This window comes from Dactylosporangium salmoneum (assembly GCF_039532525.1).
Taxonomy (GTDB): Bacteria; Actinomycetota; Actinomycetes; order Mycobacteriales; family Micromonosporaceae; genus Dactylosporangium; species Dactylosporangium salmoneum.
In genome coordinates, this window is sequence record NZ_BAAARV010000079.1 from 1 (window position 1) to 20,986 (window position 20,986).

A 20,986-nucleotide genomic window follows, 5' to 3' on the forward strand; every position below is an offset into this window, starting at 1 on the left:
GCCAGTTCGGCATGACCGCCAACTAACAGCCTTCACGAAACGGCCGGGCAGCTGCCCGGCCGTTTTGGCTTGTCGGGCAGGTGGTTCGGCCGATGGCACGCTTCCGGGATTTCTCGTACGCTCGGCGGCTCTACCGTTCTTGTCAACGGCGAGAACGCAGACTTCCAAGGGGATAGAGCGATGAGCGACTTCGACGCGGGCTACGACGGCGGCCACGGGGACGTCGACTACGGCCACTACGAGGCCGGCCAGGAGCACGGCGCCCTGGACCAGCTGCACCAGGCCCACGGCTCCGAGGCCGACTACCACAACCAGTTCGGCGTCTACGAGGCCGACCACCACGCCAGCGAGGCGACCGCCTTCCAGCACGGCACCCACGTCGAGTTCGACCAGGGCCCGGCCGTGCACTACGAGGCCGACGAGTACACCAACTACAGCCACGACGCGAACGTCGACGACCACGTGTTCGCGGCCGAGGGCAGCGAGAACGCGCACCAGGCCGAGTTCGGCGAGATGGACGCCCTCTCGCAGCGCTTCGACTCCGCGTTCATGAACGGCACCGAGTTCCACGGCGGCCAGGCCGGCCTGGGCATGGCCTCCAACTGAGCGTCTTCGCAACGAAACGGCCGGGCCCACGCCCGGCCGTTTCGCTTGTCCGGTAGCTCCGGGTCGTACACGTCGGCCAACGGCGGGCCAAGGATCAGCGGCTGTAGAACTCCACGATCAGCTGCTCGTCGCACAGGACCGGGACCTCCTGGCGCAGCGGGAGACGGATCAGCCGGGTGCGCAGGCCGGGCAGGTCGGTGTCGAGGTAGGGGGCCGTGCGCCCGCCGGCGTGGGCGCCCGCGGCGGCGATCTGGAATGGCGTCTTGGGGCGGCTGCGCTCGGCGATCTCGATGACGTCGCCCGGGCGGAGGCGGGCCGACGGGCGGTCCACGCGCCTGCCGTTGACGTTGACGTGCTGGTGGGTGACGACCTGGCGGGCCTGGTAGATGGTGCGCGCGAACCCCGCCCGCAGGACCAGGGCGTCCAGGCGCGTCTCCAGGTCGACGATGAGCTCCTCGCCGGTCTTGCCGGGGCGGCGCACCGCCCGGTCGAAGGCCGCCCGCAGCTGGCCCTCGCGAATGTTGTACTGCGCCTTCAGCCGCTGCTTCTCCAGCAGGCGGACCTTGTAGTCGCTCACCTTCGGGCGGGCGCGGCCGTGCTGGCCCGGCGGGAAGGGGCGGCGCTCGAAGTACTTGACGTCCTTCGGGGTCAGCGGGATGCCCAGCGCGCGGGAGCGGCGGACCTTGGGGCGTGACTGGTTCACGAGACTCCTTTCAACTAAGGTAAGGCTAACCTTAGGAGGTCGGATGTCAAAGCTCCCCACCCCGGCCGAGCGGCTGCGCTCGCTGCTGGCCGCGGCCGGCTCGCTCACCCTGCACGTACCCGGGCGCCGGTGCGACCTGGTCGGCGCGCACCGGGTCGAGGCCGGTCGCATCCTTCTCCAGGCCCCGGATTCGGTACTTCCCGAGCCCGACTGTGCCGCCGCGCTGGAGCTCACCGACGTCGCGCCGACCCCGGTCCGCTCGCGGGTGCGCGCCCGCGCGACGTTCGGCGGCTGGCTCACCGCGGCGGGCGACGGAAATCTCGAGCTCGAGCTCGTCGAGGCGACGCTGCAGGACCCGGCGTACGGACCGGACCGCGAGATCTCCGTGGACCCCGACGCCTTCGCCGCCGCGGCCCCCGATCCGCTGGCCGAGTCCGAGTCCGACCTGCTGTGTCACCTCGCGACGGCGCACCCGGGCGCGGTCGACCGGCTGTCGCGGCTCATCCCGCCGCACCACCTGCACGGCGTGCGCCGCATCCTGCCCGTCCGGCTCGACCGCTACGGCGTGGTCCTGCGGCTGGAGTTCGCCGGGCGGGCCCGGGACGTACGGCTGCCGTTCCTGGCTCCTCTGCACCGGCCGGAGGAGGCCGGCGACAAGATGCAGGAGCTGTACGCAAGGGCCCGGTGCTGCCACGGCGGGCACTGACAAAGGGAAAGGCCGCCGCCCGACTGACCCATCGGGCGGCGGCCTTGACTACTACCGGTGAGACCTAGCAGGCGCCGTTGTCGGTCCAGACGCCCTGCGAGTTGTTGCCCGGGATGTCGCCCTGGGTCCACCACTTGGCGGTCCACTTGTGGCCGCCGTAGGAGACCGTCGCGCCGCCGTTGTAGGCCGTCGAGGAGGACCAGGCCGGCGGGCAGGTCGGCGGCTGGGTGGTGCCGGTGCCGCCGCAGGTGCCCTGGTCGACCCAGACGCTGGCGGAGCCGGGGGTCTCGCCCTGGGTCCACCACTGGGCCTTCCAGGTGTGGCCGTTGTACGACACCAGCGCGCCGCCCGTGTAGGCCGTCGACGAGGACCACGCCGGGGCGCTGCAGGCGCCGGTCGACGGGGTCGGCGAGTTCGAGGTCGGCGGGATGCTGGTGGGCGGGGTGGCGCCGGCGAAGCGGGCCGTGTACTTCGTGAACTCCCACGCGGTCTGCGGCACGCTGCTGCAGGTGCCCGACGTGGTGCTCTGGTTCGGGTCGGCGCACTGGCGGTCGCGGTTGACCGACCAGTACGTGTACCGGGCCAGGTGGTGGCCGGTCGCGTAGTCGAGCACGGTCTGGAAGTCGGCCTGGCGGAAGTACTCGCCGGCGTCGCTGCGGCCGTTCATCATCGACACGCCCTCGTGGGCGTACGCGGTCGCGCTGTCCCAGCCGAACGTGTTCATGAGGATGCCGTGGAAGGCCTCCAGCGCGCTGGTCTGCGCCGACGCGCCGTTGAAGCCGCCGTCGAACGGCATGATCGAGTAGTTGTTCGGCGTGAAGCCGAGGCTCTTGGCGTCGTTGAGCATCTGCTGGCCGAACCAGCCGGTCCCGGCCGCGGTGCCCGCGGTGGTCACCGAGACGTACAGCCCGGGGTTGTTCTGCTGCAGGATCTGCGCGGCGCCGAGCTCGTTGTGCACGGCCGCGGCGTTCTCGTACTCCGGCTCCTCGAGGTCGAAGTCGATCGCCTTGAGCCCGTACTTGGTGACGACCTGCTGGTAGGCGGCGGCGGTGGCGGCCGGCGTGCCACAGGTCTGGCCGAGCTTGGTGCCGCCGTAGCCGCCGATCGACACGCTCACGTCGCCACCATTGGCGCGGATGCGGGAGATCAGGTTGGCCGCGTCGGTGTCGGCGGAGACGGCCCGGGTGCCGTCCCAGGTCGGGGTGCATCCGCCGCCGTTGGGGGCAAGGATGAACGCGAGCTGGAAGGCCTTCTGGCCGGTCGCGTTCATGACCTCGATGGCGTCCGGCGGGCTGTTGTCGAACGGCATCAGGTACGGCGCCGAGGCGTACCAGTTGCTGGTGAGCGCGGCGCTGGCGGACTGAGCGTTGATCACGCCGAGAGTCGTCGCGCCCAGGGTGGCGGCGGCGGTCAGCGCGAGGGGGATCAGGGTTTTGCGTTGCATGGACCCCTCCACGAACACGGACGGACGTGACGCTAACTGTTAACAAAGTTAAGCGTTGTGGGGAACGTACAACGTCGTCGATGTCTCCGCAAGTGCTCTTAAGGCGCGGTTCAACTAGTGGCCACGATGGCGGGCCTTCGCCTTCGCCCGCGCCTTGGCCCGGCGCTCCTCGGCCTCGGCCGCGCGCCGCTCCCGGCCGGCCCGCCGCCCCTCGTCCCTGCGCTGCCGCAGGTCCTCCCGCAGCGCGGCCACCGCGTCGTCGCTCGGCGCGGCCGCCGTGGGCTTGTCCCGGGACACGCGCGGGGCGCCGGCCAGCAAGGGCGCGGCCAGGTCGGCCCGGCGCAGCAGCGCGGTGCCGTGGCGGAGCAGGAACTCGTACAGCTCCGGGTCGGTCGGCTGGGCGCCGAACACGTGCCGGACCGCGCGCACGGTCCCGTCGTCGGCGTGCTGTTCGAGCACGGCGACCCAGAAGGGCTTGTCGAAGTACACCGTCATCGTCGGCATCGGTCGTCTCCTCGGCGCAGGGCAGCAACTGTCCTGCGCTGGACAACCGATCGGGTGAGCGATCGGCAGGAGACGGGCCGGCCGGAGCGGTCCGGGCGGCGCCCCGACTACCGACGGGGCCGTGTTTTCGCGCTGCGGGCGAGCCTACGCCCTTCCGCGGGCCAGCGCATCGACGCGGCGCAGCGCGTCCGGCAGGCGGAACTCGCCGCGCATCCGGCGCACGTAGTCGGCCGCGGTGGCCACGGGCACCCCGGCGGCGGTGACGTAGAGGGGCTTGTCCGACCCGCCGCGGCGGACCTCGGCGGCGTGGGTCGCGGTCCGGAAGGCGGTCTTGGCCACGCCGATCACCGGCAGGCCGAGCTCGGCGTGCACCCACGCGCCGAGGCCGGGGCGGCCGTCGGGGTCGAGGTCGACGTACCCGTCGACGACGAGCAGCTCGACCGGCTCCACGCCGGCCAGCACGGCCCGGATCGCCGGGAGCTCCCGCTTGTAGAAGCTTCCCGGCTCGTACGGCGCCACCTCCGCCAGCCGGCACACGCGCTCCTGCACGATCTCGTCGAAGGTGGGCGCCGCGCCGACGACGAGGGCCGCCTGCGCGCCGCCGGTGTCGAAGTACTGCACGTCGACGGCCCCGGTGCGAGTCATCCGACGAAAATAGCCGGTCAGCCGAGGCCCAGCCGGCGCGCGGCGACGGCGGCCTGGGTGCGCGTGGTCACCTCGAGCTTGGCGAGGACGGCCGACACGTGGTGCTGGACGGTCTTCTCCGACAGCGCCAGGCGGGCCGCGATCTCGGCGTTGGACCGCCCCTCGGCCACCAGCCGCAGCACCTCGGCCTGCCGCCCGGTCAGCCCGGCGGCGTTCGCGGCGGTCGCCGGCCGCGGTCCGCGCGGCACCCCGGTCACCCCGCGCTGCCGCAGCCGTCCGCGCAGCCACTCGGCGCCGCGGCGGGCCCCGGCGGCGTCCAGCGTGGCCAGCGCCTCCCCGGCCGCGGCGGCGTCCCCGGCGGCCAGCGCGTGCACCCGCGTCATCGTCCGCCCGGCGCGCCCCCACATCTGCGCGGCGGACCGCCAGTCGCCCTGGACGAGGTCGGCGAAGGCCCCCACGACGGGCACGGGTTCACCGGTGGCCAGCCAGAGACGAAGACCGATTTCCGAGGTGTACCGCGGGTGCTTGCGCGAAACCGCCAGCGCGAGCCCCCGTCGCGCCTCGTCGGCGGCCCGGTCCGGCGCCCCGTTGATCAGGAAGTGCTCGGCCCGCACGATCGTGACCGCCCCGACGCGCTGCAGCTCCGCGATGCCCAGGGCCAGCTCCAGCGCCCGGTCCAGGGCACCCTCGGCGCCCGGGTCGCCGCGCCCGGACAGCACCCGCCCGCGGGCGAGGTACGCGGGCACGACCGCCACGCCGTCGGGGTTCGGGTAGGCCAGCGCCTCGGCGGCGTCGCGCAGGGCGCCGTCCCAGTCGCCGCGCTCGGCGCGTACGCAGCCGCGCACGCCCAGCAGGTACTGCACGTAGCCGTCCAGGTCGCGGGGCGCGGCGTAGGCGAGCGCGTCCTCGATCGCGGCCGCCGTCGCGGGCATGTCGTCGCCCAGCCACATGAGCGACGTGGCCCGGTTGACCAGGGCCCGGGCCGCGTCGTCGGGAAAGCCCAGGGCGGCCGCCCGCCGGTGCCGGCGGACCAGCTCGGCCGGGGCGTCGCCGTCGTCCGGGCCCTCGCGCAGCAGGCGCGCGGTGGCCACGTTGATGCCCGCGTTCACCGCCGTCTCCGGGTCGCCGACGCGCTCGGCCAGGTCGGCCGCCCGGGTGCCTAGGTCGATCGCGGGGCCCAGCTCGTGGGCCAGCATGTGCAGCTGGGCGCGGTTGCTGTAGGCCATCGCCAGCTCCCGGCCGGGCGCGGCGGCCTCCAATGTGGACACCGCCGCCTCGGCCGCCAGGCGGGCCTGCGCCGGGTCGCCCATCCACCAGGCCAGCCGGGAGATCCAGCGCTCGTTCTCGCCGACGCGCTCGGGCTCCCCACGGCCGCGGCGCTCGGCGACCGCCCGCCGCCGGGCCGCCATGGCCTCGCCGAACTGCCCGGCCAGGTAGGCCTGGAACGCGAAGACCTCCAGCGACTCCGCGAACGGGCGGCCGGCGATCCCGCCGACGGCCAGCAGCGCGCGGTAGTGCGCCGCCGCCTCGCGATGCGCGCCCTGGGCCGCGGCGGTTTCGGCGGCTTTTCCGCCGTACAGTCGCAGGCTCTTCGGGTCTTCGGACAATCCGGCGTGGTGCGCCAGGCGGGCCGGATCGACCCCCTCGACCCGCGCGAGCCGGCGCACGGCCCGCAGGTGCAGCGCGCGCCGGCGCCCCGGCGGCAGCGCGTCCTCGACGCTTCTGCGCAGGAGCTCGTGGCGGAAGCCCACGCCGCCCTCCACGGCCACCAGCACGCCCTCGGCCACGCACCGGTCGACCAGCGCCGCCTCGGGCCCGTCGCCGGACACGTCGAGGCGCTGCAGGACGGCGGCCAGCTCGGCGAGGTCGCGCGCCTCGGGCGGCAGCCGGCGCAGGCGGGCCAGGATCAGGTCGCCGACCGCGCCGGCGGTCGGGTCGGCGCTGCCCAGCATCTCGGTGACGAGCAGCGGGTTGCCGCCGGTCAGCGCGTAGACGGTCGCCGGATCGATGTCGCGGCCGGCCGCCTGCTCCGCGACGCAGTCCCGGGACAGCCGCGGCAGGCTCACCCGGCGCACGACGTCGCGCGGGAAGGCGGCCAGCGCGGCGTGCAGCGGGTGGTCAGGGGCCTCGTCGTCGCGGTACGTGAGGACGAGCAGCGCCCGCAGCCGGTCGATCCGCCGGGCCAGCAGCACCAGCAGGTCGAGGCTGGCCGCGTCGGCCCAGTGGAGGTCCTCGACGACGACGATCGGCGGCCTGGGCTTCGCCAGGGCGTCCAGCAGCGCCGCGAACACCCTGCCCGGTGGCTCCTGGGCGCCGAGCGTGCTCGCGAGCGCCCCGCCCGCCTGGCGGCCGATGTCGTGCAGCGGCCCGAGCGCCCTCGGCGTCACCAGCGGATCGCAGACGCCCAACCAGGTGGGATGCTTCGCGGCGAAGGCCCGGATCAGGCTCGTCTTGCCGATGCCGGCCTCGCCGGCCACGAGCACGACCCTTCCACCGGCCCTGCTCAGCTCGTCGAGCTCGGCCAGCGCCTCGGCGCGCTCCCAGAGTGGCACGGGGTCAGGCCACCCGGGTCGCCTGCTTCTTGTCCTCGGCCACCGCCTCGGCCAGCTCGCTGAGGTCGAGTCCCAGCACCCGGGCCAGCGCGGCCACGGTGAAGAACGCGGGCGTGGCGATCGCCCCGCGCTCGATCTTGCGCAGCGTGTCGAGCGAGATCCCGGCCTCGAACGCCACGGCGGCCGCGCTGCGCCCCGCGCGCGCCTGCTGCAACACGCGCCCCAGCACCAGCCCCCGGTGCCGCTCGTCATCGGTCAGCGGGTTCCGAACCATGTGGCCGATGATAATCCTGGTATTAGAATATCCGCATGGTGGTGTTGAAGAGCGCGTCAGAACTGGCAACCATGCGTGAGGCCGGCCGCATCGTCGCGCAGACCCTGAAGGCGGTGAGCGAGGCCGCGGCCCCGGGGGTGACCCTGCAGGAGCTGGACGATCTGGCCCGCGAGATGCTCGCCGAGAAGGGCGCGAAGAGCTCCTTCCTGCACTACCACCCGTCCTTCGCCCCCATCCCGTACCCCGCGGTCCTGTGCCTCTCGGTCAACGACGCAATCGTCCACGGTATCCCGGACGCCCGCCCCCTGGCCGAGGGTGATTTGCTGTCGATCGACTTCGGCGCCCACGTGGACGGCTACCACGGCGACTCCGCCGTCACCGTGGGCATCGGCGCCGTCGACGACGCGGCCCAGCGCCTCTCGGACACGTGCCGGGCCGCCCTGGACGCCGGCATCGCCGCCGCCCAGCCCGGCGCCCGCCTGGGCGACATCTCCTACGCGGTCCAGACCGTGTGCCGGTCGGCCGGCTACGGCATGCCGACGGGCTACGGCGGCCACGGCGTGGGCACCGCGATGCACGAGGACCCGCACCTGCCGAACGAGGGTAAGCCCGGCCGCGGCCTGACCCTGCGCCCCGGGCTGGTCCTGGCCATCGAGCCCATGGTGGTGGAGAGCGGCTCCGACCGCCACCGCCTCCTGCGCGACGGCTGGACGGTGTCCACGGTGGACGGCTCCCGCGCGGCGCACTGGGAACACACGGTGGCCATCACCGAGTCCGGCCCGGAGATCCTGACCGCTCTCTGATCGACCCCGTCCCGGATTGTCTCCGGACACGACGAAACGGCCGGGCAGCTGCCCGGCCGTTTCGTGAAGGCTGTTAGTTGGCGGTCATGCCGAACTGGCCGCCGTGGAACTCGGTGCCGTTCATGAACGCGGTGTCGAAGCGCTGCGAGAGGGCGTCCATCTGGCCGAACTCGGCCTGGTGCGCGTTCTCGCTGCCCTCAGCCGCGAACACGTGGTCGTCGACGTTGGCGTCGTGGCTGTAGTTGGTGTAGTCGTCGGCCTCGTAGTGCACGGCCGGGCCCTGGTCGAACTCCACGTGCGTGCCGTGGTTGTAGTCCGTCGACGTGTCGGCGTGGTGGTCGTTCTCGTACACGCCGTACTGGTTGTTGTAGTCCGCCTCCGACCCGTGGGCCTGGTGCAGCTGGTCCAGCGCACCGTGCTCCTGACCGGCCTCGTAGTGACCGTAGTCCACGTCGCCGTGACCGCCGTCGTAACCCGCGTCCATGTCGCTCATCGCTGTATCCCCTTGTTCGTCTTCTTCGTCGTCGCTGTTGAGAAGAACGTTACGGGCGCCGCGACCACGACGAATCCCGGAAACGTGCCACCCGCCGCGCCGGACGTCAACGCCGGCGGTGGGCGCTGAGCCCGTCCAGGATCAGGCCGAGCATGGGCTGCGAGCGATCTTCCGGACCGGATGCGGCTCGCCAGAGAGCGCCCGTGAGCTGCAGGAAGTCGCGAGCGTCCGCGTCGGCGCGGATGATGCCATCGCGCTGGCCCGCGTCGAGCAGCTGCGTGATGGCGGCGACCGACGACGAGGTGCGCGCGCTCGAAGCGCCGTACACGCCCCGGTACGACTTCCAGGGCATCTCCGACGAGGCCGAACTCGAGGCGATCCGGGCCCGCATCCCCGGCATGGCCCTTCGGTAACGCCAATAGCCTGGGCTGGTGCCCGACCTCGCCGAGATCGACGTCATCCCGCACTCCGCTCGCGCCATCCCGGCGCACAAGGTGCTCGCGCTCTACCAAGCCCAGGGTTGGTGGCCAGAACGCACGGCCGAGCAGGTAACCACGGCGCTCGACCGCGGCCCGGCCGTCGCGGCCTGGCACGGCGATCGACTCGTCGGCTTCGCCAGGACCGTCACCGACGGCGTCCTGCGCGCATATCTTGAGGACGTCGTGGTCGACCCGGACTTCCGCAACGCCGGCCTTGGCCGCGCCCTTGTCGCGGCAATCCTCGACCTGCTGACGCCCATCCCCGTCGTCAGCCTCTTCTGCTCGACAGACCTCGTCAGGTTCTACGAAGCCAGCGGCTTCCACCCCACCAAGCAGGTGGTCCTGCACCGAACCTGATCACCAAACAGGCCGCACACCGCGGTCCTGGTGGGACTGTCTTCACCTCGACCACTCAATGGGGAACCTGCTCGACCCGCCTCGGCTTCAATCCCGCGCGGGCCGGAGACGCACGTTCTCAGTACGACGAAACGGCCGGGCATCTGCGTCGAACTGGAACGAGCCGTCATACGGGTTGATGCCGCGCGAGTCCACGTAGTTCTGGCCCTCCACGGTGTAGAGGCCCGCGTAGGCCTGGGCTGGCGTGCCGTCGGCGTTGAGCAGGTGCCCTGAGATCGACCCGGTCGCCAGCAGGCGCTCGTCGACGATCACCGTGGCTCTCGCGCCCCCACGGTGATCTCGGCGGACGGCCAGAACGTCAGCTTCTGGTGCGCCCACTGGATGAACATGCTGCCGGCGGCCCGGAAGCTCAGGTGATAGCCGCCGGCCTCGACGCCGACGAGGGTGTAGGCGCCGTTGGCGTCGGCGGTGCCGTTGGCGTTGGCGTTGAGGGTCCCGTCCGGCGTCTGGGCGTGGACCCACGCGTTGCCGACCGGCTGCCCGTTCGCGTCGGTCACGTGGCCGGCGATGGTGGAGCTTCGCCGCGCGCCGGCCGCGCCCGGTCACGGCGTCGTGGGGGCACAGCGTCCACTTCGGACGGTCAGGGCAGGACATCGCGAAGCTGGGCCGGTGGGGCGGAACGCTTCTTCCACTCGCGCGGGTAGCCGACCGACACCTCCTCGTGGCGCACGCCGGCATGCCAGGTGGTCCGCGGGATGTGCAGGTGGCCGTAGACGACCACGGCGGTGTCGAAGCGGGTGGGCCAGTCGGCGGTCAGGGTGGTGCCGCACCAGAGGGCGAACTCGGGGTACCACATGACGTCGGTCGGCTCCCGGACCAGCGGGAAGTGGTTGACCAGCACCGCCGGGCGGTCGAGGGCGGCGAGGCGCTCCTCGGTGGCGGCCACGCGGGCCCGGCACCACTCGGCGCGCCCCGGGTAGGGGTCGGGGTGCAGCAGGACCTCGTCGGTGCCGACGATCCCGGCCTTGCGGGCGATCGCGAGCGCCTCCTCGGTCGAGGTCGCACCCTTGGGCCAGAAGGAGTAGTCGTACAGCACGTGCAGCGGCGCCACCGCGATGTCGTTCTGCCACAAGGGATACGGATCCTCGGGCGTGACGATCCCGGCCGCCCGGCAGGCTTCGACCAGCAGCTCGTACCGCGCTACCCCGCGCGCCTGCTCGGGGTCGTTCTGCGGGGTCCACAGGTCGTGGTTGCCCGGCGCCCAGATCACCTTGGCGAACCGCCCGGCGAGCGTGGTCAGCGCCCACATGACGTCGGCGAACTGGTCGGCGACGTCGCCGGCCACGATGAGCCAGTCGTCGTCGTGGGTGGGCCGCATCTGCTCGACGAGGGCCCGGTTCTCGAGGTAGGAGACGTGCAGGTCGCTGATGGCCAGGAGTCGCCCGCTCACCCGGGCAAGCCTACTGCCCGGCGCTCAGCTGCTGCCCGAGGTCGACGGCCAGGGCGGCCGGGTCGGCGCCGAGCGAGCGCAGCATCAGCGCGCCCGGGCCGGCGGTGTCGGCGACGATGACGTACAGCAGGTGGACCGTCCCGGCGGCCGGCTGCCCGAGGTCGGCGGCGAGCCGGTCGGCGTCGGCGAAGGCCCGCACGACGTCGGCCGCGAACGCCGGGTCCTCCCGCCCGCGCCACCACGTGCGGTCCTGCTTCGGCGGATCGCCGACCTCGAACGACAGCTCCTCGGCGAAGCCCTTGACCTCCGGGTAGCCGATGCCCCGGGCGGCCAGCGCCTGCGGCCCGCCGCCGGCCGGGCGCCCGCCGGTGCGCTCCAGCGCGTGGTTCAGCGCGCACATCGCCATCACGAGGTGGGCCTGGCCGACCAGGGTGCACCCGCCGCGGACGGCCTGGCGGACGGCCTCCCGCCGCACGGCCGCGGCGATGCCTCGGGCCGGGCCGCCCAGCAGCTCCAGGCCGCGGGCGGCGTCCGGGCTGCCGTCGGCCAGGAACTCGGCGTCGGGGCGCAGGTGGAAGCGGCGCACGAACTCCATCCACTCGCCGGGCGAGTCGCACTCGGCGAGCAGGGAGCGCAGCATCAGCTTGAAGCCGACGTAGCGGATGTCGCCCTCGGCCGCGGCGGCCAGCGCCCGGCCCAGGGCGACCCGGATCCGTTCGTCCCACCCGGGCACCGGGGCGCCGAAGGGGCGCCGCAGCCGGCCGCGGGCGTGCCACTCGGCCAGGCGCAGGGTCGCGTCGACCTCGTCCTCGGTCTCGAGCGGCACCGCCTCGCCGGAGGCGCCGAAGCCGGGGGCGACCTCCCACCGTACGTCCATCGCCCCGACCCAGCCGAGCAGCACGTCGGCCACGCGTTCGGCGTTCACCACCGGCGCGCCGGCGAGCCCCGCCCAGCGGCAGGACTCGCCGAGGCCGACCACGATCTCGTGCGAGGCGACGACTCCAGAGCTCATCACCTAGTGATTCTGCGCTACCCGCTCCTTGAACTCGGCGACGTAGTCGGGCAGGTGGTGGGTCGCCGTCCAGCCGAGCGCCTTGGCCTTGGTCGCCTCGGCCCGGCCGCGGGTCCGCTCCCCCGGCAGCGCCGGGACGAGCTCGATCGGCCCGCCGAACATCTCGGCGACGTCCCGGATCTGCCACTCGGTGCCGGTGCCGAGCAGGTAGCCGTCGCCGTCGCCGTGCTGGGCGCAGAGCAGGATGCCCGAGACGATGTCGTCGACGTGGGTGAAGTCCCGGGTCTGGGTGCCCGGCGACACCACCGGCAGCGGCACGCCGCGCTCGTGGTGGTCCTCGAAGATCCCGATCACCGTGGCGTACTTCCCGGTGCGGATGTGCCCCGGGCCGTACACGTTGTAGAAGTAGGCGGCGACGTAGTCCAGCCCGTACCAGTCCCGGTAGTTGGCCAGGTACTCGATGTTCTTCGCCTTGGTCCAGGCGTACGGGTTCAGCCGCTCGTCCTGCCCGTCGTTGCCGAACTTGGAGCTCGACCCGGCGTAGACGACCTTCGCCCCGTGCCGGTGCGCGAAGTCGATGACCTCCTTGGTCCCGCGCAGGTTGAACTCCCACGTAAGGTCGAGCTCCTCGAGCGACCGCACGATCCGGGAGTACTCCCCGAAGTGGAACACGTACTCCGGCGCCGCCAGCCCCTCGCTGGCCCAGACCTTGCTGAGCTCCACGGTGCTCGCGTGCAGGTAGGTCACCCGCGGGTCGTCGACCTGCGCCTCGACGGTCCCGGTGAAGTAGTTGTCCACCGACACCACGGCCACGCCGGGGTACTCCAGCAGCAAGCGCCGAATGAGGTGGCTGCCGACGAACCCGGCGCCGCCGGTCACCAGGATCGTCCGCCCGTCGATGGGCCGCGCCGACTGCACATCCATCCGTGTCGTCACCTTCTGCTCCCGAAGCCCGTCACGTCCAGTCCGTTCACGCGGCTACGGAGCCTATCAGCGCCTCCACGAAGCGGCCGACCGCGCGCATCGTCCGACGCGCATGTCCCGAGGCGTTCGGCGAGCCTCGGTGCGGGCAACCTACGACTTGTAGGCGCCCGCGGCCAGGTCCTCGACCAGGGTCGGGCCGGTCGGCGTCCAGCCGAGCAGCTCCCGGGTCGCGGCGCTGGAGGTGGCGGCGTCCATCGCGAAGAAGTTGCCGATCCAGCCCCAGTGGCCCAGGACGTCATCGGCCGCGATCGGGGCCACGGGCAGGTCGAACGCCCGGCCGATCGCCTCCGCGATCTCGCGGGTCGGCACCCCTTCCTCGGCCACCGCGTGGAGGCGGGCGCCCGCGGGGGCCTTGGCCAGGGCCAGGGTGACGAGCCGGCCGGCGTCGCGCACGTGCACGGCCGGCCACCGGTTGCCGCCGTCGCCCGGGTAGCCGGACACGCCCTTGTCGCGGGCGATCGCGGACAGGACGGCGATGAACCCGTGGTCGCCGGTGCCGTGCACGGTCGGGGCGAAGCGCAGGCTCACGCTGTGCACGCCGCGCTCGACGAACTCCAGCGCGAGGTTCTCGCTGCCGCCCCGCGGGGAGTCGGGGCCGTGGAACGGCGACGGGTCGGCCTCGGTGGCGACCCGGCCCTGGGTGAGGCCGGCCACGCCGGAGGCGAGCAGGAACGGCCGGTTGCTGCCGGCCAGGGCGTCGCCGATGGTCTGCACGGCGCCCCGCTCGGCGGCGTTGGAGTTGGCCGGGTTGACGAAGTCGTGCTTGTTGGCCAGGTGGACGACGGCCTCGGCGGCCTCCGCGCCGGCGCGGATGGACCCGAGGTCGTCGAGGTCCCCGCGCAGGACCCGGGCGCCCTTGGCGTCCAGGCTCGCGGCGGACGCGTCGGACCGGGCCAGGCCGGTGACCTCGTGGCCTGCGGCGAGCAGGTCGTCGACGACCGCGGAGCCGATCCAGCCGGAGGCCCCGGTGACGAATACGCGCATGACGTGCTCCCTCGACTGATGATGTCAGTGACAGACATACCGTACTCGTGATGTCAGCTCCTGCCATCACTACACTGGAGCCCATGGTGCGGTGGGAACCCGGAGCGCCGGAGCGGCTGCAGAAGGCCGCCCTGGCGCTGTTCGCCGCCCGCGGTTACGAGCAGACCACCGCCACGGAGATCGCGCAGTCGGTCGGCCTGACCGAGCGCACCTTCTTCCGGCACTTCCCGGACAAGCGCGAGGTGCTCTTCCACGGCCAGCACCGGCTGGTCGAGGCGTTCCTGGCCGGCGTGCACGACGCGCCGCCCGACGCGCCGCCGATGCGGGTCGTCGCCGAGGCCCTGCGCCGCGCCGCGACCTTCTTCCCCGACGAGCACCGGCCCCACTCCCGCACCCGGCAGTCGGTGATCGACCAGCACCCGGCCCTGCAGGAGCGCGAGTCGCACAAGCTCGCCACCCTGACCGAGACGATCGCGGGCGCGCTGCTGGAGCGGGGCGTCGACGAGCGCACCGCCGCGCTGGCCGCCCGCTCGGCCATGACGGTGTTCGAGATCTCGTTCGCGCAGTGGATCCGCGACGGGGAGCGACGCTCGCTCGCCGACATCGAGGACCAGGTCCTCGGCGAGCTGCTCGCGCTGAACACGCCGACCGTTTAAGCGGCATCTGCCGCAAAAAACGCCGCCCGCAGCCGGAACGGGACGGGTGGACGGACAGGGGCGGGTCGGCTGCTTCTGTGTCTGTTCGGCCGAACCGGAACGGCACGCCGCGGAGGAAACTTCGGCGCGTGCTGAGACGAGTCAATGCGTGGTGGGCCGTATTCGCGATGCTGGCGGCCACGACGGTCATGGTCGTGGGGCAGGCCGCGCCGGCCGGGGCGTTCGGGACCGTCGCGGGAATGCTGGACCAGCATTCCGAGCACGAGCGGATCACGCGGGCGGCGCTCGCCTGCCCGTCCGGGACCACGTCGAAGAACGGCGAGTGCTTCGAGCCGCGGTCGATGGACATCCTGGCCGGGCACTTCGGCGCGTTCGGGGCGGTCGGGTCGCCCGACGTCTTCGACATGTTCACGGCGGCCGCGCACTGCGACGACGCCGACTACTTCGACACGCCCGGCTACCACCAGAAACGCGAGCAAGCCACGGCGGCGCTGCAGGCGTGCGTCGACTGGATGCGGTCCAACATGGAGGACGGCGTCGAGGCGGCGGGCAAGCTGGTCGGCGCGGGCGGCGTCGACGTCATCGGCAGCCAGGTCGACCTCAACTCCGACTGCTTCCTCGGTGAGACGACCGGCGGCGAGGCCAAGTGTGTCGCGCTCGGCAGCTTCGGGGCCGCGCTGCACACCGCGCAGGACTTCTACTCGCACAGCAACTGGACCGACCAGACGGTCGGGACGCCGTCGGTCACCAACCCGCCCGGGCTGAACCTCCCGGCGCCGAGCCGGCTGCTGGACCTGACCCAGCCCAAGAAGATCGAGCTGCGGCCGGAGGAGAAGAACTTCACGACCGGGTCGTTCTACAAGAAGAACCTGGTCTTCGGCGACTGCTACGCCACGTCCACCGAGGTCACGCACGGCTGCCTCAACAAGGACCGGGCCATCATCGACCCGGTGACCGGGGCGGTGAGCCGGCCGACGGACGACGACACCGGCAAGCCCGGCAAGTACACGCCGCGCGGCGAGGTCGGCGGCAACGAACAGCGGGCGGTCGCGGGCGCCATCGCCGAGACGAAGCGGCAGTGGGAGTACTTCAAGCAGCAGCTCAAGCACGAGTACGGTGACGCGACCGGCCAGCAGATGATCCTGGCGCTGACGCAGGACATCGTGAAGATCGACCTGGTGTTCGTCATCGACACGACCGGGAGCATGAGCCCGTACATCAACGGCGTGGTCGGCGTGGCCAACGACGTGGTGGACGTGCTGACCGGCCGCGGCCCGAACGCGCACATCACCGACTACCGGATCGGGCTGGTCGACTTCAAGGACGTCGACTCCAGCGGCTGCGAATCCAGCTACGACGCGGTCACCGACCTGGACCTGACGACCAGCCGACAGGCGATCGTCGACGCGCTCAAGAGCCTGCCGGGCAAGGTCAGCGGCGGCTGCGACTTCCCCGAGGACCAGCTGTCCGGGGTGCAGCGGGCCGTGAACTTCCCGTGGCGGGCCGGCGTGCAGAAGGTGGTCCTGCTCATGACCGACGCGCCCGGTCACGACCCGGAGCCGCACTCCGGGCTGACCACCCCCAAGGTCGTCCAGGCCGCTCTGGACGCCGACCCCGTCCTGGTCTTCCCGATGCTGGTCGGCGGCAACGCGACGACGACGTCGTTCGTCACCGCGCTGGCCACCGGCACCGGCGGCAAGACGATCAGCACGACCTCGGGCGTCGGGCCGGCCCTGCTCGCGGCGCTGCAGAACATCGTGGCCATGCCGTCGGCCGACGACAGCTCGGCGCCGACGGTCGTCACCGACATGCCCGCGGGGCCCAGCGCCGCCGGCGGGTTCTTCGACGCCGGCCACCAGAACATCACCGGTACCGTCACCGCGAAAGACCCTTCCAAGGTCACCGCGATCGACTGCGTCGACAGCGGCGGCAAGGTCGCGCTCGGGCCCATCAAGGGCGCCGGCACGGGGACCGCGTCGCGCTCGGTCACGGTCACCGGCGACGGCGTGCACCAGGTCTCGTGCTGGGCGACCGACGGCGCGCCCGCGCCGCACTCCGGCGCCGGCGCCGGGTCGTCGCCGATCGGCATCGTCCTGATCGACGCCGGACCGCCGACGCTCACCTGCAAGGCCACCCCGAGCGTGCTGGAGCCGGCCGACGGGAGGCTGGTCCCGGTGACCGTCGCGGTCACGGTCGACGACGCCGGCTCCGGCCCGGCCGGCGCCACGCTCACGGCCGTCACCAACAGCCGGGCCGACGACGGCCACGACGACGTGCAGGGCTTCGCGGTCGGCACCGAGGGCACGTCCGGGCAGCTGCGGGCCGACGCGGCCGGCGGGGCCGGGCGGCGCTACACGCTGACCTACACGGGCCGCGACGCCGCCGGGAACACCGCCACGTGCGCCGCGACCGTGATCGTGGCCGGCACGGACGAGCACCCGACGCCGGGGGCGAGCGCGACCCCGACCACGCCCGGCGCGGGCGGGACGGGCGGGGCGACGCCCGGCGGTGGTGGCCCGCTGGCGGTCACCGGCGGGCGCCCGGTCCTCATCGCCGGCGCCGGACTCGGCCTGATCCTGCTCGGCGCGGCCATCGTGATCGGCTCGGCCGTGATCCGCCGCCGCCGCACGGCGACCACCGAGGAGGACGCGTAGCCGCACGGTGGGCCGGAGGTGTAATCCGGGTGCGGGGGTTCACCGGCGTCGCCACGATCCGATGGGTGGCGCCGTGACCTTGATTGCCCGAGCGGCGCCGCGAGTCGAGCCGGATGGCGAGTTCCGCCGCGTGGCCGGCCGGGCGATCAGCGCGATCTTCATCATCGGCGGGGTGCTCACGTGCACCCTGTCGGCCTCGCTCGGCGACTCCGGCGCGATGGTCGTGGCCATCATGTTCGGGGTCGGCGCCGTGGCCGTGCTCGCCGGGCTCATCCTGTGGCGGCTGCCCTGGCAGCGGTGGTCGCGCCGGGCTTCGCTGTGGACGCTGGTGCCGGCGATGCTGCTGACGAGCCTGGGCAACTGGGCCGAGCCGGACCCGTGGCTGGCCAGCATCTTCTCCTTCCTCCTCGCGGTCTGGGTGGGCACCTCCCAGCGGCGCGGCACCACCCTGCTGCTCGGCCCGGTGTTCGCGGTCACGTACTGGGCGCCGCTCGCCCTCGCCCCGCACGCGCCGGGGCTGGAGAACTCGGTCTTCTACGTCACGGCCACCTGCGTGCTCGCCGGCGAGTCGGTCGCCTGGCTCACCTCCCGGCTGCACGGCGTCCAGCGGCGGCTGCGCGAGCACGACGAACGCCGGTTCCAGGCCCTGCTCGCCGCCTCCTCCGACGCCACGCTGGTCATCGGCCCCGACGGCCGGTTCGGCTACGTCAGCCCGTCCGTCGCCCGCCTGCTGCGGGCGCCGCTGGAGGAGATCCAGGCCCTCAGCGCGGCCGAGGTCGTGGCCCGGCACGTGCGCGCCGAGGACGCGGCGATGCTGCAGGAGCGGCTGAGGTACCTCCTCGACGACCCCGGCACCGAGGTGACCGTCCGCTTCCAGGTCCGCGCGGACGAGGGGTGGCGCGACGTCGAGGGCATCGCGCGCAATCTCTGCGACGACGCGGACGTGCGCGGCGTGCTCGTGACCCTGCGCGACGTGAGTGAGCGCACGGACCTCGAGCGGGCGCTCACCGAGCAGGCGTTCACCGACCAGCTCACCGGGCTGCCCAACCGCGCCCTGCTGCAGGACCGCACCGAGCAGGTGCTGCGGGCCGCCGACCGCACCGGCGAGCCGGCCGCGCTGCTGCTCATCGACCTCGACCGGTTCAAGGAGGTCAACGACACGCTCGGGCACCACAACGGCGACCTGCTGCTGCAGCAGGTCGCGCGACGGCTGACCGGCGTCCTGCGCGGCAGCGACACGGTCGCCCGGCTGGGCGGTGACGAGTTCGCGGTACTGCTACCCACCGTCGGCGGCGTCGAGGATGCGCTGGCCGTGTCCGCCAAGATCGCGGACGCGCTGGACACCCCGTTCCTGCTGGAGGGCCTGTCGCTGGAAGTCGACGGCAGCGTCGGCGTCGCGGTGTACCCGGACCACGCCGACGACTCGTCGCAGCTGCTGCAGCGCGCGGACGTGGCCATGTACGCGGCCAAGACCGGGCACCTGCGGCAGGTGGCCTACGACCCCCGCCTGGACCAGCACAACCCGCACCGGCTGGGGCTGCTCGGCCAGCTGCGCCGCGCGATCACGGGCGGGGAGCTGGTGGTCTTCTACCAGCCGAAGGCGGACGCCAGCAGCGGCGCCATCCTCGGCGCCGAGGCGCTCGTGCGCTGGCAGCACCCGGAGCACGGGCTGCTGGCGCCGAACGAGTTCATCCCGCTGGCCGAGACCACCGGCCTCATCCGCCAGCTGACCTCCTACGTCCTGGCGACCGCGCTGCGCGACTGCCGGGCCTGGCGCGACGCCGGCCACGACGTTTCGGTCGCGGTGAACGTCTCGGCCCGCTGCCTGCTCGACCTCGAGCTGCCGGTGGAGATCCAGCGCCTCACCGAGGAGCACGAGGTGCCGACCGACCGGCTCATCGTGGAGATCACCGAGAGCGTCATCATGAGCGACCCGAACCGGGCGCTGGAGGTCCTCAACCGACTCCACGCGCTCGGGGTGCGGCTCGCCATCGACGACTTCGGCACCGGCTACTCGTCGCTGGCGTACCTCAAGAATCTCCCGGTGCAGGAGCTGAAGGTCGACCGCTCGTTCGTCACGCACATGCGCGAGCGGGAGAGCGAGCTCGCCATCGTCCGGTCCACCGTGGACCTTGGCCACAACCTCGGGATGCACGTCGTCGCCGAGGGCGTCGAGGACGCGGCGACCTGGCAGGAGCTCAGCGCCCTCGGCTGCGACGAGATCCAGGGGTACTTCCTGGGCCGCCCCATGCCCGCCGGCGACGTCATCGGCTGGCTCGGCTCCCACCGCGCGCTCAGCTCCGCCCAGTCCTGACCCGCCGGGCGTTTCGGTGCCGCCGGCGTGGGCAGTCGGGTGAGGGACGGCGCCGGTGTCATCCGCATCGGCGTGATCGACCGGAGACGGGAGTGGTCCATGAGCTTCCAGGACAAGGTCCAGCACAAGGCCGAAGAGGCCAAAGGCGCCGCCAAGGACAAGGCCGGCGACCTGACCGACGACGAGCGCCTGCAGGCCGAAGGCCAGGCCGAGCAGCGCTCCGCGAACGTCAAGCAGGCCGGGGACAAGGTGAAGGACGCGGCCGGCAAGGCCAAGGACGCCCTGAGCTAGCCGTGCACGGGGGCGCGACCGGCGGTGTCGCCGGCCACGCCCCCTCTTGTGGTTCAGGCGGTGTCGTCGTCCAGCACCGTCAGCCACGCGAAGCCGTCACCGATCACGGCACCGGTGGGTGCCGAGATGGTGATCTTGTACCGCAGCGAGGCGGTGTTGACGACCGTGTTGCCGACGATCGGCACCTCGACCGTCGCGGAGGTCGCGCCCTTGGGCAGCGTGACCGGGAACGACCCGAGCGCCACCTGCCCCGCCGTGGCGGACCCGCTCGCCGCCGTCTGCACCTGGATCGTCGCGTCCTGCTTGAGCTTGCCGCTCAGGGTCAGCCGCATCGTCGCGATGCCCGGGCCGTTGCCCTCCTGCACCGTCGCGTCGGCGATGCTGACCTGCACGGCCGGGGTGGCGACGCCGCCGCCGACGCCGGGCGTGTCGAACGCGATGTCGGACAGGTACGCGCCACCCGTCGCGGTGGCCGGGCGCACGCTGAGAGAGCGGACGTTGCGCAGGTTCACGCCGGACAGCGAGGCGAGCGGCACCCGGACGGTACGCAACCAGGTCTTGCCCAGCAGGTTGATGCCGTTCGTGGTGTTCGTCGACGACGGGAAGCGGGTGAGCGCCGGGCTGACGTCCCCGACGCGCACGGTCGCCGATCCGCCGTCGCGGTCCACCAGGGTGACGTCGAGGTCGACGTCGCCGTCCGCCGAGTCGTCGCGGGCGACCCGGAAGGTCAGCGCGTCGTACTTCGTGATGTTCGCGTCGGCCGGCCCGAGGGCCACCCGCACCTCGGGGTTCACCGAGGACGCGCTCCACTGCAGCCGCAGCAGCGGGCTGATCGGCACCGACGGGGCGAACGTCGCCGGCGTCCAGTGCGGGACCTTGGACGTCGCGGTGGTCGACGAGCACGGCGTGTCGCCGGGCCGCACGCGCGCCGCCACGCTGTAGCAGTACGCGCCCAGGTCGAAGCCGGAGATCGAGACGTTGTCGGCCGCGTGCTCCAGCGGGGCGAGGTCCAGCCGGCGCGAACCGGGCTGCTGCGCCTGCGCGTACACCACGGCGCGACCGGTCGAGGGGACGG

At 72.8% G+C, this 20,986-nt stretch carries 24 protein-coding genes; 9 read left to right on the forward strand and 15 right to left on the reverse strand.

Going from position 1 to position 20,986, the window contains the following annotated elements; all coding sequences use genetic code 11:
* Window positions 1–180 precede the first annotated feature (180 nt).
* Complete coding sequence (locus tag ABD352_RS40115) at window positions 181–606, forward strand: hypothetical protein (protein ID WP_344617819.1); 426 nt, start codon at window positions 181–183, stop codon at window positions 604–606.
* 94 nt (window positions 607–700) lie between these two features.
* Here the strand turns inward: ABD352_RS40115 and rpsD are convergent, their stop codons facing one another.
* Window positions 701–1,309: a 30S ribosomal protein S4 gene (rpsD, locus tag ABD352_RS40120; protein WP_344617820.1), complete on the reverse strand. Its 609-nt coding sequence runs from the start codon at window positions 1,307–1,309 to the stop codon at window positions 701–703.
* A 43-nt stretch (window positions 1,310–1,352) separates the two neighbouring features.
* On the opposite strand from rpsD, the gene ABD352_RS40125 reads away from it, so the two are divergent.
* Window positions 1,353–2,015 carry a DUF2470 domain-containing protein gene (locus ABD352_RS40125; protein ID WP_344617821.1) on the forward strand — a complete coding sequence of 221 codons (663 nt, stop codon included), beginning with the start codon at window positions 1,353–1,355 and terminating at the stop codon, window positions 2,013–2,015.
* A 64-nt stretch (window positions 2,016–2,079) separates the two neighbouring features.
* Here ABD352_RS40125 and ABD352_RS40130 read toward each other — a convergent pair whose 3' ends face one another.
* The 5 genes from ABD352_RS40130 to ABD352_RS40150 form a co-directional block, all read right to left on the reverse strand.
* Window positions 2,080–3,459, reverse strand: coding sequence for a chitinase (locus ABD352_RS40130; protein ID WP_344617822.1), 1,380 nt, complete (start codon window positions 3,457–3,459; stop codon window positions 2,080–2,082).
* A 114-nt stretch (window positions 3,460–3,573) separates the two neighbouring features.
* A complete protein-coding gene (locus ABD352_RS40135; protein WP_344617823.1) occupies window positions 3,574–3,963 on the reverse strand; it encodes a DUF2992 family protein in 390 nt (129 codons plus the stop codon).
* A 144-nt stretch (window positions 3,964–4,107) separates the two neighbouring features.
* Window positions 4,108–4,608: an endonuclease V gene (locus ABD352_RS40140; RefSeq protein ID WP_344617824.1), complete on the reverse strand. Its 501-nt coding sequence runs from the start codon at window positions 4,606–4,608 to the stop codon at window positions 4,108–4,110.
* A 17-nt stretch (window positions 4,609–4,625) separates the two neighbouring features.
* Window positions 4,626–7,160 (reverse strand): ATP-binding protein, encoded by a 2,535-nt coding sequence (locus ABD352_RS40145; RefSeq protein WP_344617825.1) that lies wholly within the window; start codon window positions 7,158–7,160, stop codon window positions 4,626–4,628.
* A 4-nt stretch (window positions 7,161–7,164) separates the two neighbouring features.
* Complete coding sequence (locus tag ABD352_RS40150; RefSeq protein WP_344617826.1) at window positions 7,165–7,434, reverse strand: helix-turn-helix domain-containing protein; 270 nt, start codon at window positions 7,432–7,434, stop codon at window positions 7,165–7,167.
* 35 nt (window positions 7,435–7,469) lie between these two features.
* Here ABD352_RS40150 and map point away from each other — a divergent pair, with 35 nt between their 5' ends.
* Entirely contained in the window at window positions 7,470–8,237 is a 768-nt protein-coding gene (gene map, locus ABD352_RS40155; protein WP_344617827.1) for a type I methionyl aminopeptidase, read from the forward strand.
* Window positions 8,238–8,310: 73 nt separating this feature from the next.
* Here map and ABD352_RS40160 read toward each other — a convergent pair whose 3' ends face one another.
* Together ABD352_RS40160 and ABD352_RS40165 are read right to left on the reverse strand one after the other, a co-directional pair.
* On the reverse strand, window positions 8,311–8,730 hold the full coding sequence (locus ABD352_RS40160; protein ID WP_344617828.1) for a hypothetical protein: 420 nt from the start codon (window positions 8,728–8,730) through the stop codon (window positions 8,311–8,313).
* A gap of 106 nt (window positions 8,731–8,836) precedes the next feature.
* Entirely contained in the window at window positions 8,837–9,058 is a 222-nt protein-coding gene (locus ABD352_RS40165) for an SbtR family transcriptional regulator (protein ID WP_344617910.1), read from the reverse strand.
* Here ABD352_RS40165 and ABD352_RS40170 point away from each other — a divergent pair.
* Entirely contained in the window at window positions 9,012–9,143 is a 132-nt protein-coding gene (locus ABD352_RS40170; RefSeq protein WP_344617914.1) for a hypothetical protein, read from the forward strand. The two genes, ABD352_RS40165 and ABD352_RS40170, sit on opposite strands and share 47 nt — an antisense overlap.
* Window positions 9,144–9,161: 18 nt before the next feature.
* Window positions 9,162–9,566, forward strand: coding sequence for a GNAT family N-acetyltransferase (locus ABD352_RS40175; RefSeq protein ID WP_344617829.1), 405 nt, complete (start codon window positions 9,162–9,164; stop codon window positions 9,564–9,566).
* 87 nt (window positions 9,567–9,653) lie between these two features.
* Here ABD352_RS40175 and ABD352_RS40180 read toward each other — a convergent pair whose 3' ends face one another.
* The 6 genes from ABD352_RS40180 to ABD352_RS40205 form a co-directional block, all read right to left on the reverse strand.
* Window positions 9,654–9,878, reverse strand: coding sequence for a hypothetical protein (locus ABD352_RS40180; protein ID WP_344617830.1), 225 nt, complete (start codon window positions 9,876–9,878; stop codon window positions 9,654–9,656).
* On the reverse strand, window positions 9,875–10,135 hold the full coding sequence (locus ABD352_RS40185) for a carboxypeptidase-like regulatory domain-containing protein (RefSeq protein WP_344617911.1): 261 nt from the start codon (window positions 10,133–10,135) through the stop codon (window positions 9,875–9,877). The genes ABD352_RS40180 and ABD352_RS40185 overlap by 4 nt, the downstream gene beginning before the upstream one ends.
* A 71-nt stretch (window positions 10,136–10,206) precedes the next feature.
* On the reverse strand, window positions 10,207–11,016 hold the full coding sequence (locus ABD352_RS40190; RefSeq protein ID WP_344617831.1) for a metallophosphoesterase family protein: 810 nt from the start codon (window positions 11,014–11,016) through the stop codon (window positions 10,207–10,209).
* A gap of 10 nt (window positions 11,017–11,026) precedes the next feature.
* Window positions 11,027–12,028: a Clp protease N-terminal domain-containing protein gene (locus ABD352_RS40195; RefSeq protein ID WP_344617912.1), complete on the reverse strand. Its 1,002-nt coding sequence runs from the start codon at window positions 12,026–12,028 to the stop codon at window positions 11,027–11,029.
* A gap of 3 nt (window positions 12,029–12,031) precedes the next feature.
* A complete protein-coding gene (locus ABD352_RS40200; protein WP_344617832.1) occupies window positions 12,032–12,952 on the reverse strand; it encodes an NAD-dependent epimerase/dehydratase family protein in 921 nt (306 codons plus the stop codon).
* Window positions 12,953–13,102: 150 nt separating this feature from the next.
* The gene (locus ABD352_RS40205; RefSeq protein WP_344617833.1) at window positions 13,103–13,996 is read right to left on the reverse strand and encodes an SDR family oxidoreductase; all 894 of its coding nucleotides are present in this window, start codon (window positions 13,994–13,996) and stop codon (window positions 13,103–13,105) included.
* Window positions 13,997–14,079: 83 nt separating this feature from the next.
* Between ABD352_RS40205 and ABD352_RS40210 the strand changes: the two genes are divergently transcribed.
* The 4 genes from ABD352_RS40210 (at window position 14,080) to ABD352_RS40225 (ending at window position 19,911) form a co-directional block, all read left to right on the forward strand.
* Complete coding sequence (locus tag ABD352_RS40210) at window positions 14,080–14,652, forward strand: TetR/AcrR family transcriptional regulator (RefSeq protein ID WP_344617834.1); 573 nt, start codon at window positions 14,080–14,082, stop codon at window positions 14,650–14,652.
* Window positions 14,653–14,780: 128 nt separating this feature from the next.
* A complete protein-coding gene (locus ABD352_RS40215; protein ID WP_344617835.1) occupies window positions 14,781–17,306 on the forward strand; it encodes a vWA domain-containing protein in 2,526 nt (841 codons plus the stop codon).
* A 73-nt stretch (window positions 17,307–17,379) separates the two neighbouring features.
* Window positions 17,380–19,620 (forward strand): putative bifunctional diguanylate cyclase/phosphodiesterase, encoded by a 2,241-nt coding sequence (locus ABD352_RS40220; RefSeq protein WP_344617836.1) that lies wholly within the window; start codon window positions 17,380–17,382, stop codon window positions 19,618–19,620.
* 99 nt (window positions 19,621–19,719) lie between these two features.
* A complete protein-coding gene (locus tag ABD352_RS40225; protein WP_344617837.1) occupies window positions 19,720–19,911 on the forward strand; it encodes a CsbD family protein in 192 nt (63 codons plus the stop codon).
* Between the two features lie 53 nt (window positions 19,912–19,964).
* Here ABD352_RS40225 and ABD352_RS40230 read toward each other — a convergent pair.
* Window positions 19,965–20,986: hypothetical protein (locus ABD352_RS40230; RefSeq protein WP_344617838.1), on the reverse strand; the 1,022-nt coding region annotated here is incomplete at its 5' end.